17 protein-coding genes are annotated in these 16,849 nt (G+C 63.3%); 6 read left to right on the top strand and 11 right to left on the bottom strand.

Features of this window, described 5'->3' with window-relative positions:
* Positions 1-145 precede the first annotated feature (145 nt).
* The 3 genes from GWC77_RS06430 (at position 146) to GWC77_RS06420 (ending at position 1,192) form a co-directional block, all read left to right on the top strand.
* The gene (locus GWC77_RS06430) at positions 146-415 is read left to right on the top strand and encodes a hypothetical protein (protein WP_173256067.1); all 270 of its coding nucleotides are present in this window, start codon (positions 146-148) and stop codon (positions 413-415) included.
* Between the two features lie 101 nt (positions 416-516).
* Positions 517-783 carry a hypothetical protein gene (locus GWC77_RS06425; RefSeq protein WP_173256066.1) on the top strand — a complete coding sequence of 89 codons (267 nt, stop codon included), beginning with the start codon at positions 517-519 and terminating at the stop codon, positions 781-783.
* Positions 784-973: 190 nt separating this feature from the next.
* Positions 974-1,192, top strand: a complete 219-nt coding sequence (locus GWC77_RS06420; RefSeq protein WP_173256065.1) for a hypothetical protein — start codon at positions 974-976, stop codon at positions 1,190-1,192.
* A 51-nt stretch (positions 1,193-1,243) separates the two neighbouring features.
* Here GWC77_RS06420 and GWC77_RS06415 read toward each other — a convergent pair whose 3' ends face one another.
* Complete coding sequence (locus tag GWC77_RS06415) at positions 1,244-1,498, bottom strand: hypothetical protein (RefSeq protein WP_173256064.1); 255 nt, start codon at positions 1,496-1,498, stop codon at positions 1,244-1,246.
* 73 nt (positions 1,499-1,571) lie between these two features.
* Entirely contained in the window at positions 1,572-2,051 is a 480-nt protein-coding gene (locus GWC77_RS06410) for a lecithin retinol acyltransferase family protein (protein ID WP_173256063.1), read from the bottom strand.
* A 511-nt stretch (positions 2,052-2,562) separates the two neighbouring features.
* Here GWC77_RS06410 and GWC77_RS06405 point away from each other — a divergent pair.
* Together GWC77_RS06405 and GWC77_RS06400 are read left to right on the top strand one after the other, a co-directional pair.
* On the top strand, positions 2,563-2,847 hold the full coding sequence (locus GWC77_RS06405; protein WP_173256062.1) for a hypothetical protein: 285 nt from the start codon (positions 2,563-2,565) through the stop codon (positions 2,845-2,847).
* Between the two features lie 20 nt (positions 2,848-2,867).
* Entirely contained in the window at positions 2,868-3,644 is a 777-nt protein-coding gene (locus GWC77_RS06400) for a PP2C family serine/threonine-protein phosphatase (RefSeq protein ID WP_173256061.1), read from the top strand.
* 9 nt (positions 3,645-3,653) lie between these two features.
* Here GWC77_RS06400 and GWC77_RS06395 read toward each other — a convergent pair whose 3' ends face one another.
* The 9 genes from GWC77_RS06395 to GWC77_RS06355 form a co-directional block, all read right to left on the bottom strand.
* Positions 3,654-4,988 (bottom strand): sigma-54-dependent Fis family transcriptional regulator, encoded by a 1,335-nt coding sequence (locus tag GWC77_RS06395; protein ID WP_173256060.1) that lies wholly within the window; start codon positions 4,986-4,988, stop codon positions 3,654-3,656.
* The gene (locus tag GWC77_RS06390) at positions 4,985-8,053 is read right to left on the bottom strand and encodes a peptidase domain-containing ABC transporter (RefSeq protein ID WP_173256059.1); all 3,069 of its coding nucleotides are present in this window, start codon (positions 8,051-8,053) and stop codon (positions 4,985-4,987) included. The genes GWC77_RS06395 and GWC77_RS06390 overlap by 4 nt, the downstream gene beginning before the upstream one ends.
* 23 nt (positions 8,054-8,076) lie before the next feature.
* The gene (locus GWC77_RS06385) at positions 8,077-8,829 is read right to left on the bottom strand and encodes a peptidylprolyl isomerase (RefSeq protein ID WP_173256058.1); all 753 of its coding nucleotides are present in this window, start codon (positions 8,827-8,829) and stop codon (positions 8,077-8,079) included.
* A gap of 35 nt (positions 8,830-8,864) precedes the next feature.
* Complete coding sequence (locus GWC77_RS06380) at positions 8,865-10,247, bottom strand: HlyD family efflux transporter periplasmic adaptor subunit (RefSeq protein ID WP_173256057.1); 1,383 nt, start codon at positions 10,245-10,247, stop codon at positions 8,865-8,867.
* Complete coding sequence (locus tag GWC77_RS06375) at positions 10,244-12,190, bottom strand: FHA domain-containing protein (RefSeq protein WP_173256056.1); 1,947 nt, start codon at positions 12,188-12,190, stop codon at positions 10,244-10,246. Before GWC77_RS06375 ends, GWC77_RS06380 begins: the two co-directional genes overlap by 4 nt.
* 167 nt (positions 12,191-12,357) lie before the next feature.
* Positions 12,358-13,779: an efflux transporter outer membrane subunit gene (locus GWC77_RS06370; RefSeq protein ID WP_367949009.1), complete on the bottom strand. Its 1,422-nt coding sequence runs from the start codon at positions 13,777-13,779 to the stop codon at positions 12,358-12,360.
* A gap of 224 nt (positions 13,780-14,003) precedes the next feature.
* Positions 14,004-14,273, bottom strand: a complete 270-nt coding sequence (locus GWC77_RS06365; protein ID WP_173256055.1) for a hypothetical protein — start codon at positions 14,271-14,273, stop codon at positions 14,004-14,006.
* A 260-nt stretch (positions 14,274-14,533) separates the two neighbouring features.
* Positions 14,534-15,004 (bottom strand): DUF4399 domain-containing protein, encoded by a 471-nt coding sequence (locus GWC77_RS06360; protein ID WP_173256054.1) that lies wholly within the window; start codon positions 15,002-15,004, stop codon positions 14,534-14,536.
* Positions 15,005-15,025: 21 nt separating this feature from the next.
* Positions 15,026-15,448 (bottom strand): DUF4399 domain-containing protein, encoded by a 423-nt coding sequence (locus GWC77_RS06355; RefSeq protein ID WP_173256053.1) that lies wholly within the window; start codon positions 15,446-15,448, stop codon positions 15,026-15,028.
* Between the two features lie 186 nt (positions 15,449-15,634).
* Between GWC77_RS06355 and GWC77_RS06350 the strand changes: the two genes are divergently transcribed.
* Positions 15,635-16,795: a formylglycine-generating enzyme family protein gene (locus GWC77_RS06350; RefSeq protein ID WP_173256052.1), complete on the top strand. Its 1,161-nt coding sequence runs from the start codon at positions 15,635-15,637 to the stop codon at positions 16,793-16,795.
* The last annotated feature ends 54 nt before the right edge of the window (positions 16,796-16,849 follow it).

The following is a 16,849-nucleotide window of genomic DNA, read 5'->3' as shown; positions in this document are numbered from 1 at the left end:
AAGGCTTGCCCCATGGCCTTCTTCGCCCAATCGGAAGGCCCGGATCGCGCACCTGGCATAGCCTGTGCAGTATGAGGTCCGAGCCCGCAACACTTGCAGCTCACTATCCTCGAAGTCCCTTTGCTTAATCTTTTGGAGAACTGTCATGAAAGCGCTGATGATCGAAGACCTGAGCGTCACCAAAGAACTCGACGGCCGTGCAATGTCCGCAGTACGCGGCGGCACGCTGGGCTACTACTGGCCGCTGGCGTATTCGCCCGTGCATGTCACCGATACGACCAATTTCAGTGCGCAGCAGGTCATCGGTCAAACGAACGATATCGTGAACAACACGGGCAACAACGTCGCTTTCGCGAGCGACATCCACTCGACGGTCAAGCCCAAGCAAACCGCCTCGAACACGATCAACTTCTGATCGTGCGAACCCGCCGCTGCGGAGGCGTCAAGCCTCCATGGCCGGCCCCGGCCGGGCGCCGCCTCTCTCGCCCCGCCACCACCCTTTTTCGGAGTAACGCCATGTCATCCATCGTCATTCGCGAGTTGGCGCCCGACTCGGAACTCGACCGCAAGGTCATGTCCCGGATTCGCGGCGGCACCAATTCGTGGCTCGCGGGGCTCGGCCCCATCGCCAATGTCACTGTCGGCGTGAGCCAGAACATCGAGCAGAATCAGGCTGTCGTCGTCAATGCTCTCAACAACAACGGCGTCATCGGCGCGGATTTGGGCCCGCTCAAGTTCAACGTCAATCCGTCGCAGTTCGCGAGTACCGGCTTTCGTCTGTGAGCCGCCGGCGGCACTCGCCGATCAAGGCAACCGAGGCTCCCCCGTCTCGGTTGCCTTTTTTATGGCAGCGCTCGGCGTGCGAATACCCGCATCGCCTCCTATACTGAATGGCACGTTGCGCGCTTGCTCGGCCGGCAGGCCTCGGAGGCGCCGACACATCGTCACGCCATTTCGTCGCGCGGAGTCCCCCATGGCCACGCTCGTGATTCAAGATCTACCGGAGAGCGTCGAGCTCGACAGGCAAGCGATGTCCGCTATCACAGGCGGCTCGATGGTTCAAGTCCATCGAACGCTGTTCACGCGTCGGCAAACATTCACCGGTTTTCCTCAGACAACCGTCGTCGAAAAGGCGGAATCGGTCGGGCCGTTCTTCGGCAAGGGCAGCGTGCGCACCACGCTGCTGCGTTAGCGCGCACCGGGACCGTCATACTCGACGCTCGAACTCCCGCGTATCTCGGAATCAAGCAGCGAGTCGCAACATCGCAGGACGTGTAATGGCAGGCGGGAATACGCACCACGAACCATCGTCGTGCCGGAAGAAGAAGATCGAGAGCGTGCCTGTCGTATGGGCGGTTTCAACGAGCACATAGCGATGCCGGGCGGGCGTCATGCGGCCAACGCGCGTTACGCGAGCCGGTACGGACGGCGTGGGAGCCAGCCACTTGTCGACCAGTTGACGAAGCGCTGTGGCAGAGGATGCGTGGTCGGTATTCATTTGTCGTCTCCCTGTCGGTTCGGTGGCGGGCAGTCGTCGTGCGGCTGTCAGTGATGGGTGAAGGGTCTTGTGCTCACGCCGTGAGCGCCATGCGGCCGATGTCGGACGGCGCGTGGTACTGACGGCGAGCTGCGATGAAGGCGCGATACATGCCCGTCATCGCACGCATCGCAATGGCCGGATGCCGCACGCACTCGCGGACCTGTTCGCTGCGGGCCGCCCCTTCGAGGCACCACGTGCAAAAGTGCTCGCAGTTGTTGGTCAGCAGCCGGTAGTGGTTTTCGCCAAGGCGCGAGCGCGCGCGTTGTACGGCTTCGAGGCCGGCGTAGCGGGCATTCGATTCATCGATGACCTCTATCCCATGCCCCGCGGCAAACCGCTCGAGCGACACTTCTTCCACCGGACCGCGATGGAGGGTCGTGCAAAAGCCCGCGTAGTGAACGACGTTGCCGTTGCCGACGTAGATGCCGTGATGGCTGTAGCCGGCACGACGCGAGACCAAATGAGCGCCGATGGCGTATTCGGTTTCGGCTGGTTGGAGGTCGGTGTTCATGGCGCTCGTCCGTCTGAGTGATATCGGCAAGTTCCACGGTTCGAAGAGGTTTGCCTGTTGCCGACTACTCTGCATCGACTATGCCAATTGCTCGAAGCCTTATGCAGCAAGGCTGTGCGGAATTCACTGCTGCTCACGGGAGCGATTCGTCTGTCTGGGCCCAACATTCCAAGCGGCATTGTGTTGGTGTGTGAGCATCGCTCGATCGATATCGACGATCACCCGGCGGGGGCGGTCTCGTGTTGGTTCGGCTCGCACTGCCGCAACGTCGTTGTCGGCCGTGCACCGACACTTCGCACGGGCGAGCGGAATGCGGGGAGACGACGGCTATGGCGCCGCGTGCGCCGGCGGCTTGCGGGACGCGGCTTCCAACGAGGGCACTGCTCACATCGCACGCACAGGGCCTCATGGCATAACGCTTGCGTGATCCGGCGAGAAGCGCGTGGCGGTCCTCCGTCCTCCCGCGTATCGTTCCTAAGCACCCGCCACCGCAACATGAAGGAGATCGGTCATGGCCGTCATCAGGATCACCGACTTGAATACGACGCGTGAAATGCCGCGCCACGCGATGTCGCTCATCCGGGGCGCAGGCGCGCCCTGGGTCTTCGGCTGGATTCAGCCATTCGCGCCACCCGTGCCGAGTGTCGGCCCCGTCGTCAATCTTTATCAGACCAACAACACGTTCTACGCGAATCAGATCGTCAATCAGTTTCAGAATATCGATGTGAACAACGCGGGCTCGAACGCGAATCTCACCGTCGTCGCGGGTGAAAACGGCAGGAACGGGCTGGGCTGAAACGATTCAGGCGGTGGCTCATGGCAACCGAACTCATCTGGACATCGGCATCGCGCAGCGACGTCGGCCACGTGCGCAACATCAACGAGGATGCTTGCCTCGATATGCCGCAGCGCGGCCTGTGGGCCGTTGCCGATGGCATGGGCGGGCACGCGGCGGGAGACGTGGCAAGCCGCCTGGTCGTCGATGCACTCGCGGCGCTTCCGGAGCCCGACAGCCTCGCTGAGTTCGTCGCCGCGGCACGCGACGCGCTTCAATCGGTGAACCTGCGGTTGCGCGAGGAAGCTGCGCGGCGCGGCGTGCGCGCGATCGGCAGCACGGTGGTAGCGTGCCTCGCGAGCGGACGCAGTTGTGCCCTGCTATGGGCGGGCGACAGCCGCGTCTACCGCTACCGCGATACATCGCTGCGGCAGCTCACGCGCGACCACAGCCAAGTCGAAGAACTGAGAGCGCAGGGCTATCTGACGGGCGAAGAAGCGCGTAATCATCCGGCACATCACCTGATCACGCGCGCAATCGGCGCGGCGGATTGGCTCGAGATCGAGGAGGCGCGTGTCGACCTGTGCGACGGCGACGTGTTCCTCCTTTGCAGCGACGGGCTCACGAACGAAGTCGGCGACACGAACATCGCGCTCACCCTCGCACTTGCGCGAAGCGAGTGCGCCGAGGCCGCGCATGCGCTCGTCGAGATGGCGCTGCGCGAAGGCGGTCGCGACAACGTATCCGTCATCGTCATACGCGTCGACGACCCGGGTGCCGCCGACCGGACGCTCGTCAATCCTTCCGTCGCGCGGTAACGGCTACGGCTAGCCCTTCCCCGACGCGGTGCCGCTCTGATGACGAAAGTCCTTCGATCGAATGCCGTGCTTCTTGAGCAGCATTTGCAGATGCGAGCGATTCATCTCGCAGCGTCGCGCGAGTTCGGCCACCGTGCCGCCCGTTTCCTGCAGCCCGCGTTCGAGAAAAGCGCGTTCGGCCTCATCGCTCGCGGCGCGCTTTGCCTCCGAGAGCGAGATCGGCGCTGACGCGGCGCTCTGAATGCCGTCGCCGCTGTCCGCATCCCGGTTCATCGCCGAAACCGCGGCGAGTCCAGGCTGCTCGCGCGGTCGAATGTCCTCGGGCAGATGATGGAGCTCGGCTACGTCGCCCGCGAGACAGGAGATTCGATAGATGAGATTGCGCAACTCGCGGATGTTGCCGGGATATGCGTAGTTGAGCAGAAACTCGCGCAGCTTCGGCGTCATTTTGACAGGCCGACGCTTGAGCACTTCCGCCGCCTCGTCACCGAAGTACGAGAAAAGCAGCGGGATTTCGTCGCGCCGCTCGCGCAAGGCCGGGAGCGTCAGGTGAATCACACTGAGCCGATAGAAAAGATCCTCGCGAAAGCGGCCCTGCTCGCTCATCTGACGCAGGTTGCGGTTGGTCGCGGCGACGATGCGGGTGTCGACCGCGATCGTCTCGTCCGATCCCACGCGCTGGATTTCATGGGCCTCGAGCACGCGCAAGAGTTTCACTTGGCCGCTTAGCGGCAGCTCACCGATCTCGTCGAGAAAGATCGTACCCGTGTGCGCGCTTTCGAACTTGCCTTTGCGATCGCTGGACGCCCCCGTGAACGCACCCTTCTTATGGCCGAAGAGTTCGGACTCGAGCAGATTGTCCGGAATGGCGCCGCAGTTCACGGAGATATAGGGTTTGTCCGGGCGAGAGCCGTTCGCGTGAATGACCTTCGCCATCAGTTCCTTGCCCGTGCCGCTCTCGCCATCGATGAGCACCGGCAGGTCCGTCGGCGCGGCCTTTTCTGCGATCTCGAGCGCGGCGAGCAGCGTCGGATTGTCGCCGAAGGTCCCTTCGAAGATGAAGCTGCGATCGATGAGCGCCTGCCTGCGCATGCGAGCCGTGAGTTCGGGCGCGCTGACAGCGTTCGTCGGCTCGACCTCCGCGGCCTCGACGAAACGCTCCTTGCGCGAGAGCTGCATGACGTCGTCGCGCAGCGTGTTCGCCTGATTGAGGAGCTTCTCGATATCGCCGCGCTCGAGCTTGGGCGCCCAGCGCAGCATCGAGCGGAAGATCTCGATCTTCTCCAAAAGGCCGGCGTAGGAGACGGTCGTGCTGCCGAGGCCGACAGGGTTGAAGAGTTTCATGGCGTCAACTGCTTCTGAACCAGCTGGTAGTACATGCCCTTGCGCTGCACGAGTTCATCGTGCCGCCCGTCTTCGACGATCGCGCCGTCATACAGTACAAGAATCTTGTCGGCGCGCATGATCGTGCTCAGACGGTGGGCGATGATCACGGCCGTGCGTCCCGCCAGGATCTCCTGCATGTTAGCGAGGATGTTGCTCTCCGATTGCGTGTCGAGCGACGAAGTCGCTTCATCGAACACGATCAGCCTCGGGTTGTGATAAAGCGCACGCGCGATGCAAAGCCGTTGGATCTGACCGCCCGACAGCCCCACGCCGCGCTCGCCGACGATCTGCTCATAGCCGAGCGGCATCTTGCTGATGAACGCATGCGCGTCGGCCATCTTCGCGACCTCCTCGATGCGGCGCCGGTCCGGACTTGCATCGCCGCACGCGATGTTCTCGGCGATCGAGCCCGAAAACACCAGGTTGGTCTGCATGACGTAGCCTATCTGCGCGCGGTAATACGCTTGATCGACGTTGCTCATGTCGTAGCCGTCGACGACGATCTTGCCATCCGTCGGCGTATAGAAACCGACGAGCAGCTTCGCGAGCGTCGTCTTGCCCGAGCCGCTTCTGCCGACGATCGCCACCATTTCGCCCGGCTTGATGTCGAAGCTGATGTTCTCGAGCACATAGGGCGTTTCGTTGCTGCCGTAGCGAAAGTAGACGCCGCTCAGCTTGATATCGCCCTGCAGGTCCGGGAGCAGCACGCGTGAGGCGCATTCGGCGGGCTTTTGCTCGGGCTCGATGTCGAGCACGTCGCCGAGCCGCTCCATCGCCACCGCCGCATCGTTCATCAGGCTCCACAGCCCCACGAGCCCCATCAACGGCGCGAGCACGCTACCCATGAAAGCGTTGAACGCAATCAACTGACCGATGCTCAACTCCTGTGCGAGCACCAGCTTCGCGCCAACCCAGAGGATCACGATCGTCGTGGCGGCATTGAGCAACTGGCTGCCAAGCGCAACCAGGATATGAAACGATTGGGCGCGGTACTGCACGTCGAGCGCTTTCGCGTACTTGCGCTCCCACTTGAGCCGCACGGGCCGCTCGATGCCCATGCCCTTGACGGTTTCGATGCCGCCCAGCGTCTCCATCAGTAGCGATTTCGCGTCCGTCGACGCCGCGAACACGTCGCGCGCAAACCGCTTGATCCTCGGCGTGGCGATCGCTGTCAACGCCATGATCGGCAAGACGAACGCAATCAGGAGCAACGTCATCTGCACGTTATAGAGAAACATCACCGTGAAGTAGATGACGATCATCAGCAGATTGAGCACCGTCGTCACCGTCGATTCGGTCAGGAACGCGCGGATCGTCTGGTTCTCCTGGAAGCGTGCGAAGACATCGCCCGTCTTGCGTTTGGCGAAAAACCCGAGCGGCAGCGACATCGTGTGCTTGAAGAACTGCGACATCATCGAAAAGTCGAGGCTGCGCACCATGAAGTTCGAGAGATACGCACGAATCGTCGACATCAGTTGCGTGAACAGATTCGAAATGACGAGGCCGACGATGAGCAGATTGAGCAGGCTCACGTTCTGGTGAACGACGACGCCATCGAGGATGTTCTGAATGATGAGCGGCGGGACAATGCCGAGCACCTGAATGACGAACGTCGCAAGAAAAAGATGCGCAAGGATCTTCTTGTACGGCCTCAGATAGCCGACGAAGCGCACCCATGGCGAGCGCGACGCCGCGTCTCGCGTGCTTGCCTCGCCGGCCGCCAGGAGCAGACATGTGCCGCTCCAGCCGCGCTCGAACTCCTCGAGCGTGAGCTTGCGAAACCCGAGCGCCGGGTCCGCGACACGCACCCAGCGCTTCGAGACACCATAGACGACGACGTAGTGATAGCCCTCCCAGTGCACGATGAACGGCAAATCGAAACCGCGCATTGCCTCGTAGGTGCATTGCACGCCGCGTGCCGTGAAGCCGAGCGACTCCCCCGCGCGCGCGAGGCTATCGAGCGTTGCGCCTTGTGTCGTGACATTGGCGAGCTCGCGCAGCTTGCCGAGTGTCATCGGAATACCGTGGTGGCGGCAGATCATCGCGAGACAGGCCGCACCGCAATCCATCTCCTCCGCCTGCTCGACGAGCGCGAAGCGCTTGATGAGCTTCGCGCCGAATTCCTCGCTTGCGCCGAGATCGAGCGTGACGGGACGCTTACGCCGCTCGGCGAGGAGCTTGTGCCGCTGCAGCTCGCGGTCCATGAAGCGGATGCGCTCTTCGAGTACTTCGCGCAGCTTCGGGTTGCGCTCGAGCATGAAGTGCAGCGTCTTTTCGGGAATCACGATGAGCCGCACTTCCGTGACGGCCGTCACCGTGGCCTGCTGTTCCTGCCGCAGCACGCAAGCGCGCTCACCGAAAACGGCGCCGGCGCCGAGCGTGGCGAGCGGATAATCCTCACTGTCCGCTCGATATGTCACGCGTACTTCGCCTTGGCGTACGACGTAAAGCCGCATATCGTCGCGAGACCCCTGCTCCAGGATGGCCTTGCCCGCCCCGACACGCTTGACGCCTACGCTCGAAACGTATTCGGCAAGCTCCGCGCGTGTCAGCTTGCCGCGCAAATCGAAAAGCCGTGCGACAAAACCGCCGGCCGAGCTGAGCGCCACGTAACTCGTCACGAACGAACGCGCGGCGTCGTTGCCGGCAAGCGCCGCCTCGATCGCCGTGCGCGGAATGAACACCAGTTCGGCCTTCGACGAGGCTCGCACCGAGGCCTCATGCCAGTACGTGCGCAACATGGCGATTTCGCCGAACGCTTCGCCGGCCTTGCGCACGCCGAGGCTCGTCTCCTTGCCGTGCTCCTCGATGAAAAGACGCACCGTGCCGGCACGTACCACGAAAAGCCCGTCGGCGGGCTCACCGCGGCTGCACACGGTATCGCCGAATGCAAACGTGCGCGGCAGCGCCTGCCCGGCGAGGCGCTCGAGTTCATCGCGCGTAAAGAGCGACAACGGTTCGACCGTGGACAGAAATTCCACTAGGGACTGAACTTCGGCCGGTACCGGGATTTGCGCGTCCATGGATATTCGCCTTTCGTCGCGTTTCAGCGCGCTTCGATGATGTGTTCCTGAGCTCGCGCGGCCAACCATTCCTCACGCAAGACGCGCCGTACTTCGGATGCGACGTCGGCGTCGAGCGTCGCCGGATATTTCGCCGTCACCGAGAAAATCTCGTAGAAAGAGCCGTCGGGAGCCGCGAAGGGGCCAATCAGGTCGCCGGCTTGCGCATTGAAGACCTTCGCTTCGATCTCGGTCTTGAGCGAGCCGCGCAGCACTTTGCCGATCACGCCTCCACTCTCGCGCGTGTCGGCGATCGAATGTTCGCGTGCCATGTCAGCGAAGCTCTCCGGATCGTCGGCAAGGATCGACATCATCTCGCGTGCCTGCCCTTCCGACTCGAGTACGATATGACTCACCTCGACGCTGTCGAACTTCGGCGAATTGAGCTTGAAGTACGCCTCGACCGCCTCGTCGGAGCCGATCTCGGCAAGCATCTTCTCCTGGTAGAGCGTGTCGGTCACGAATGCCTCGAACTCGTCGAGGCTCACCCCGAACGCGTCGAGATAGCGGTTCATGTCCGCCGCGCGGTGCAAGCCGCGCACCCGCCGAAACTGGTCGGCGCGCGCCTGAATCTCGTCGTCCGACACGCTCACGCCGAGCTTTTTCGCGGCGATGACCGTGAGCCGGTCGCGGACTTGCTGCTCGACGAGGCTTTCGAATTGCCCCGTGAGCTTCAGCATTCTGACGAAGTCTTCGGTATCGATGACTTCGTCGTCGATTCGCACGATTGACGCCATATCGGTCTCCTATGCCTGGTTCGTATCCTTGCCGCTTATCCGGCGACCTGACGGAACGGGTCGAGCGCAAAATCGATGAGGCGGCGCTCGCGCACGACGATTTCCGCGGTCGCCGTCATGCCGTAGCGCAACGGGTATTTGGTATCGCCGATCGCGTAATAGTCGCGCGCCAGCGTGACACGGCCTTCATAGACCGGCAGCTTCGTGCGCGCCGAGGGCTTCGTCGCCGGCGAAATGTATTCGAGTACGCCCGAGATCACGCCGTAGCGCTGATAGGCGAACGCGTTGAACTTGAGCTTCACGCGCTGGCCCTCTCGCAAGAAGGCGCGATCCTGTTCGGCGATCTCCACCTTCACGACGGGCCGCGCGTTGGCCGGCGCGATGCCGCCGAGCGGCGTGTTGGCCTGGATCTTGTCGCCGGGCTGCGTGGTCGTCACGTCGGTAATGACCCCCGAGACCGGCGCAAGTACGAGCAGAAAATTGTCCTTGTCGATATTTTCGAAGCGAATGCGCGCAGCGGCATCGGCGGCAAGGCGTGCTGTTTGCACCTGGAGGCGCAGCTTGTCTTCCGTATTGGCGATGTCGCGCAGCGTCGCGTCGTATTCGATGCGCAGATTCGTGAGCGTCTCGCCACTGCCTTCGAGCTGCGCCTTGGCCTGCGCGAACTCGTGGCTCGATTGCGCCTCGAGTTCCGCGAGCTTGGCCTGTGCGATGCGCACGTTGTTCTCGGATTGCAGGTATGCGCTTTTCTTTTCCTCGACCTGCGTTTGCGATACGCCTCCGCCGCCGGGCAACGTGAAAAGGCGTGCGAACTTGTCCGCCTCGCCTTTCGCGAGATCGCGCGCACGCGCCGCGTTGTCGATGTTGCTGCGCGCCGCGTCGAGCTGCGCCTTTTGCGCTTGCGCGAGCTTGCTCGTGCCCTCGGCGATGCGGTTTTCGTGCTGGTGCTCCGCCACTTCGATCTGCGCTTTGAGCGCGTCTGCCTTACGCTGCATCAATGCTTTTTTTTGCGGAAACTGCTGCCATTCATGCTCGGCGTCCTCGAGTTTCAAGCGTGCGTCGAGCGCGTTCGTCGCGGCTTCGATGGCGCCGCGCGCGTTGATGCGGCCGATCACGTCGTCCTTCTTCACAGGCTGCCCTTCGGCGATATAGATATCGGCGAGCTCGCCGTCGACAGGCGCATAGATGCGACGCACTTCCGATTCGGGTGCAAGCGCGCCATCGGCTGTCACGATCACGTCCGCCCGTCCGATGAACGACCACGCGAGCGCGATGACGATCAGTGCCGCAACTGCGACGACGGCTGCCTCGATGATTCGCCGCGGCTCTTCGGTGAGGATCGCGATGCCCTCGGCACCGTGCTCCTCGAGCGCCTCGTTCAACGGCTCGAGGCGACGCGGCTCGCGCGCGGCGCTCACCTCGCACTCCCCGATGCCGATGCGCTCAGCGCTTGCAGTTTTGGAATTCGCACTTGAAACGGCGGCGTCGCGAAGTGTACCGACGCGAGTTCGTCCGCTGCCGCCTGCGCCCGGCCGGCACGCGCATCGCGCTCGATCTGCCGATAAGCGCGCAGATCGTCGCGCAGGAGCGACAAGCCCGCCAGGCGCGGATACCGCTCGCTGTAGTCGTCGATCATCGCGGGCAGCGCATCGAGCCGGTCGGTGCGCGCGTCGTTGAGCGCGGCTTCGATGGCCGCTTTCAGACGCTCGAGCGCGGCCACGTACACCGAGTCGTCGGTTTGAAGCTTGCGCAGATGGCTAAGGGCGTCAGCATACGGTTCGCTGAACGCTGGCAGATACGACAGGATTTGCTCGAGTGCGCGCTGATGCTCGTTCGGGTCATCGTTCCAGCGCGTGATCAGTGACGTGATCGGGACCTCGTCGCGATAGATCCTGATCGGCGCGTCCGAGCCGCCGCGTCCCCTCCAGAACGATTCGAGCTCGCCCATCCAGACGAGCTCGGCAATGAGCGGCGCCGCCTCCCGGTTGTGGCTCGCCAATCCCTGCATCTCGGCGGCCATGGCGCGCGCCCGGTCGAACGCGTTCGCCTTTAACGCCGCAAGCCAGTCCGGCACCTTCGCCTTGATCAGCGCTTCGGCGCCTGCCGCCTCGAACGCGGCGTCGCCCGGATGCCGTGCCAGGTAGCCGTTCGCCAATTGCGCCGCCGCATCGAAGCGTCCAGCCGCCATGAGCGCTCTCATATCGCGTTGCGGGCTGCCTCGCAGATAGAGCGTTGCGACGAGCGCACAGACGAGCGCGAATGCGATTGCGCCCCAGCGGCCGATGCGCCGCATGTCCGGCGCGGCGTTGCCGCCCAGCGCGATGGATAGTTCGTCGATGAACGTCTCGATTGCGCCCCGGCGCCTTGGCGCTTCATGCGCGGCGCCGCTCGATTTCGCCGCCGCGGTGCCGCGGCTCGCTCCGTCTTCCTGCGTTCCCGCGGGATCGACGCAGAAGATGTCGAGAAACGAGTGCGGGGCAGCGATGAACGTCGTCCTGTCCATATCCGCCAACGGCATGGCCGCGGGTACGGTGGCGGATCCGGCGTTCGCGGGCTCGGCGCGCTGCCCAGCATCTGCCGGGGCTTCGATCTGCGTCCGGGCTTGCGCTTGCATCTGCGTCAGCGTCGGATCGGCAACGCTGCCGCGGCGAATACCCACGCGATACGCGAAGTGATTGCCGCCAAAAGCGAGCAGCGCGCCGTCTTCGAGTCGTACCGCACGCTCCTCGAGACGGGTTCCCTCGACGAACGTGCCATTCGTGCTGCCGAGATCCTCGACGAACAGCTCGCCGTTTTCGGCGAACACGTGCGCGTGACGGCGCGACAGGTAATTCACTTGATGGGGATAAGCATCGCGGTATCGCGCAAAGGTCTCGTCCGTCTTGCTGACGAGGAACGGAAAACTCGTCACGACGATCGGCTCGAGACCGAGGTCGGCGCGCTCCGGCGTCAGCGTAAGGACCACCGAACGCGCATCGCGTACCGCGCGATTTGCCGTGCGCGGCACGAGTGCGACGCGGCAAACGAGTACCCCGGCAAAGCGCAACTCATCCCCGTCTTGGAGCACTTGCGGCTTCTCGCGCACGTCGCGACCGTTGAGCATCGTACCGTTCTTGCTGCCGAGATCGGCGATGTATGCGGCGCCGTTCTCGATAAAGAGCTTCGCATGGCGGCGCGACAGCTCCGCGACGATCTCGGCACGCGCGGACGCAAATGGCGGTTCGGCCCGTCCTATCGCGAACAGATCGTTCTCGATGCGAATATCGCCGATCTCCGGATGCGATACCGGTTTCAAGACGACATCGAAGCGCCGCGTGAGCGGCATCTCCATTTCGGCAATCGGAAGACCATCGGAAGCCATGGTTCGACACCTGCAGATGAGCGCCGGGCCGCCCCAGTTTTCTTGCTTCCCCTGAGACGAAGGGGTCGTGCGAAGCGGGGAGAGCGTGAGGAAAGTGTAGGCGACGTAAGACGGCAGTCAATCCGGACCGATCGGGGCTCGTCGGGTTACCTACACGTGTGCACCGTTCACTTGACGATTGGAGCGCCGGCCCCGGCGCCGCGCGCGGCATCGCTGCTCGCATTCTCGACGACGACAGCAGGCCAGCCACCGCCGATCGCCTTGTACAGCGTGACCGTATCGGTAAGAATCTGCTGATGATTCGCGACGAGCGCGAGTTCCGCGGCTGCGAGCGAGCGCTCCGATTCGAACACTTCCAGCTGCGACACCACGCCCTCTTTCAACTGCGCTTCGATCTGGGCGGCCACGACGCGCAGATGCGCGTTTTGCTGCTGAAGCTCGAGGCGTTGCTTCTTGTGCGCGTCGAGATTGACGAGCGCGTTCTCGACCTCCTCGAAGGCGGCGAACACAGTCTGCCGGTACTGCTGCTCCACCACCTCGCTTTGGGCCTCTGTCGTCCTGATGTGCGCTTTCACGCTCGGATCGAACATGGGCAGATTGATGCTCGGCAAGAAGCTGAATGTGAACGCCTTGAACAGATCGGAAAGTGCGAACGCCGCCGTGCCGCCTCGGCCGGTGAGACTGATACTCGGCAACTGCGCCAGCTTCGCCGCTCCGATCGAGTCATACGATTCGAGCACGCGGTACTGTGCGGCGACGACATCGGGGCGGCGGCCCAGCAACTGTGCCGGTAAGCCCATCGGCACCTCGGGCAGCTTGACGCGCTCGCGCAAGTGTCCGGCGGGCATCTTGAACTCGCCGGCCGGGACGCCGACGAGCGTGGCAAGCGCGTTCTCGGCGAGATCTCTCGAGCGCTGTAAATCGATGAGTTCGTTCGCCAGCCCGTTGATCTCCGCCCGCTGGCGCAGCACTTCGGTTTGCGGCACGAGACCGCCGGCGAGCATGGACTGATAGATGGCGAGAATCTGCTTGTTCTTGGCGAGCGTCTTTTGCTCCTGCTCGATCTGATCGTCGAATTGAAGAATCTGGAAGTACGTGCTCGATACGCCCGCGACGAGCGTCAGATAACCGGCGCGCCAGTCCGCCTCGGAAGCGTGGTATTCGGCCTTTTGCGCTTGGACGCCCTTCTCGACCTTGCCCCAGATGTCGATGTCCCAGTTGACCTGGGTGCCTAGATTGATGGTTTTCGTGAGCCGCTGGTGCGTGCTCTTTTCGAAATCGGCACCGGCGCCCAAATCGGCGCTCGGCAATGCGCCGGCGCGCACTTCGCCGATCTCGGCCCCCGCGACACGAATGCGCGCGGCGAGCACCTTGATGTCCACATTGCCGGCGATCGCCTTGTCGATGAGCGAATCGAGATATGCGTCGTCGAATGAACGCCACCACTGCGGGTCCACCGTGTCGGACGCCGACACCGGTCGCTCCGTATGCGCCCAGGTGGTCTTCTCGGGCATGTCGGGGCGCTGGTAAGCGGGGATTTTCAGGTCCATGCAGCCGGAGAGGACGATTGCACCGAGACCCGCTGCGATAGCGTGCCCGAAGAACGCGCGCGTGTGGCTGCGGAAGATCGACGCGCGAGCCGGGCCTGTCGAATGGTTCACGTTCTGCTCCTGGGATGACGTTTATCGATGGGACGAACTGCGGAGGAAGTGGCGTTCTCGTATGCTGCCGCGAAAAAAGCGAGTGCCCGGCGGCTGCCCGGCCGCGCCGGCCGTGGAGGCTTGACGCCTCCACGGCGGCGGGGCCCGCACGATCAGAAGTTGATCGTGTTCGAGGCGGTTTGCTGGGGCTTGACCGTCGAGTGGATGTCGCTCGCGAAAGCGACGTTGTTGCCCGTGTTGTTCACGATACTGTTCGTTTGACCGATGACCTGCTGCGCACTGAAATTGGTCGTATCGGTGACATGCACGGGCGAATACGCCAGCGGCCAGTAGTAGCCCAGCGTGCCGCCGCGTACTGCGGACATTGCACGGCCGTCGAGTTCTTTGGTGACGCTCAGGTCTTCGATCATCAGCGCTTTCATGACAGTTCTCCAAAAGATTAAGCAAAGGGACTTCGAGGATAGTGAGCTGCAAGTGTTGCGGGCTCGGACCTCATACTGCACAGGCTATGCCAGGCGCGCGACGCGAGGCTCTCGGCAGCGCGCGAAGGCTTGCCGGCATTGGCGCTGAGCGATGAGGGGAACCGAGGCAGGTGCCGCCGCTCGCGATGCTTCGAACGGCGTATGACGGTGCGCGGACAACAGATTGCGGAGAACGTGTCGGCCGCGAGCCGACACTCACGTCATTTGACGATGATCGTGATCTTCTTCGAATAGAGGGGGGGATTGTGCGGCGTGTGATCGAAGTCGCCCATCAGCAACTGCAGCGTGTGCTTGCCGGGCGGAAGATCGAGCATGGTCTCGGTCTGGCCTGCCCCGAAGTGCAGATGATTCCTGTCCGAAGGAATTTTGTCGTCCATGGACGGCAGGTCCGTATCGACCAACAGATGGTGGTGCCCCGTATTGGGAAACTTGACACCGGCTGGCGCGACGCCCATGTAGCGCAGCCCGAACCAGACGCGAAACGGCTTGCCTGCCGGCAACACCTGGCCGTTGTTGGGCCAGCCGATATAGACGGTGGCGCGCGGGTCGGCCGGGGTGCTGCCGGCCCACGCAAGCGGTGCCGATACGAGCAGCGCGGCAGCGATCGTTCGGACGACGAATGGGGCGACGAATGGGGCGACACCTGCGGCGAAGGCAAATCTCTTGTTCATGGCGTCTGTCTCCGAGTCTGGCTACGTCACAGTGATCGTGATCTTTTTCGATTGAACGGGCGGGTTGTGCGGCACGTGGTTGTAGTCCCCCATCAGCAATTGCAGCGTATGTCTTCCGGGGGCAAGCTCGATGCGCGCCTCGGTTTCGCCGGCACCGAAATGCAGATGGTTTCGGTCCGACGGGATCGGCTGATCCATCGGCGGCAGATCGGTATCGATCAGCAGATGATGATGCCCGACGTTGGGGCGATCGATGCCTTTCGGACAGAGGCCCATGTTGCGCAGGCCCATGCGCACCCAGAACCCGCCCTTGATGACAGCGCCGTCGTAAGGCCAGATGATATAAACCTCGGCACCCGGCGGCGAAGCCGTCGGACCAGCGAACGACGTCCGCGGTGCAAGCACCGCCGCCGCCCACGCGATGAGCATCGTTCTTCGCTGCATGGTGTGTCCCCTCGTTCGTCGATTCATCGCGCCGGGCGGTTCGCATCCATGCCGGCGAGCACCTATCCTCGCTTATGAGCGAGGTCCGGTACTGCGCGTTGGCGCACAGACTATCGGCTCTTTCCTGCGCGCACACTACGGGTCTATCGCGATGGATGCTTGGACAGAACAATGAGGAGACTGACCATGTGGCGACGACTCGTCTTCCTAGGCCTCATCGCGTCGACATTGGCTGCGGGGCCTGGATGGTCCGGCGCAGGGGTGCTGCCGAAAGACAGCGCGGAGCAGTACGAAATCACGTTCTGGGATTCGATCAAGGACAGCACTTACGCGGGCGACTATGAAGCGTACCTGAAGGCCTATCCGAACGGCCGTTTCGCTCCGCTCGCGCAGGCGCGGATCGCCCGCCTGCGTGCGGCGGCTTCCGCGACCCCCCCAGGGCAGTCGCCGGCGGCCCGACAGAACGCCGGGCAGCCGCCCTCGCCGCCGCCCTCGCCGCCGCCCTCGCCGCCGCCATCGGCAACGTCACCGCCTGCATCGCCCGGGCAGACCTACTCGCGACCCGCGTCCCCGCCCGTGGCCGCACCGCCTACGGCCGCGATGCCGCCGCGCTCACCGGCATTGCCGGCAAGCCATGAGATAAGGGACTGCGCCACTTGCCCGGCTCTGATCGAGGTCGATTCCGGCACATTCACGATGGGCAACAATTCCGACGACCCATCGGAAAAGCCGGCCCATCGGGTGACGATCGCTCATCGCTTCGCGCTTGCCAAATACCCGGTCACGGTCGCCCAATGGAACACGTGTGTCGCCGCCGGCGCATGCCAACGCCCTGCGAGCGAGGGCGCGCAGATTCCGAACGCACCTGTGCATGACGTAAGTTGGGACGACGCGCAGCAATATCTGAAGTGGCTCACGAAAACGACCGGCAAGCCCTATCGGCTGCCGACCGAAGCCGAATGGGAATACGCAGCGCGCGGCGGCACGACGACGCGCTACTGGTGGGGCGATGCGATGAGCAAGGGCCACGCGAACTGCAAGGACTGCGGCCCGCCATGGCGCGCCGATTCGCCGGTCGACGTCGGATCGTTCGCCCCCAACCCGCTCGGTTTTTACGACATGAATGGCGGCGTATGGGAATGGGTCAGCGATTGCTGGCATAGCTCGTACAAGAACGCGCCGTCCGACGGGCGGTCATGGGAAGACCCGTTTTGCCAATCGCGCGTCATTCGCGGCGGCTCCTGGCTCGACGGCGCGGGGTATATGCTGTCGTCGACACGCTTCAAGTACGACGGCAGCGTCCGCTATACGGCAAATGGTTTTCGCGTGGCGCGCGATATGAAGTGAGCGGCGAGCGCGAGCGCGCCGTCGGCTGTCGTCTTCGGCAAAAACATATCGGCA

Origin of the sequence: Paraburkholderia sp. NMBU_R16 (assembly GCF_013282575.1) — a bacterium.
In the GTDB taxonomy this organism is placed as follows: Bacteria; Pseudomonadota; Gammaproteobacteria; order Burkholderiales; family Burkholderiaceae; genus Trinickia.
This window is presented reverse-complemented; position numbering and strand designations above follow the sequence as displayed.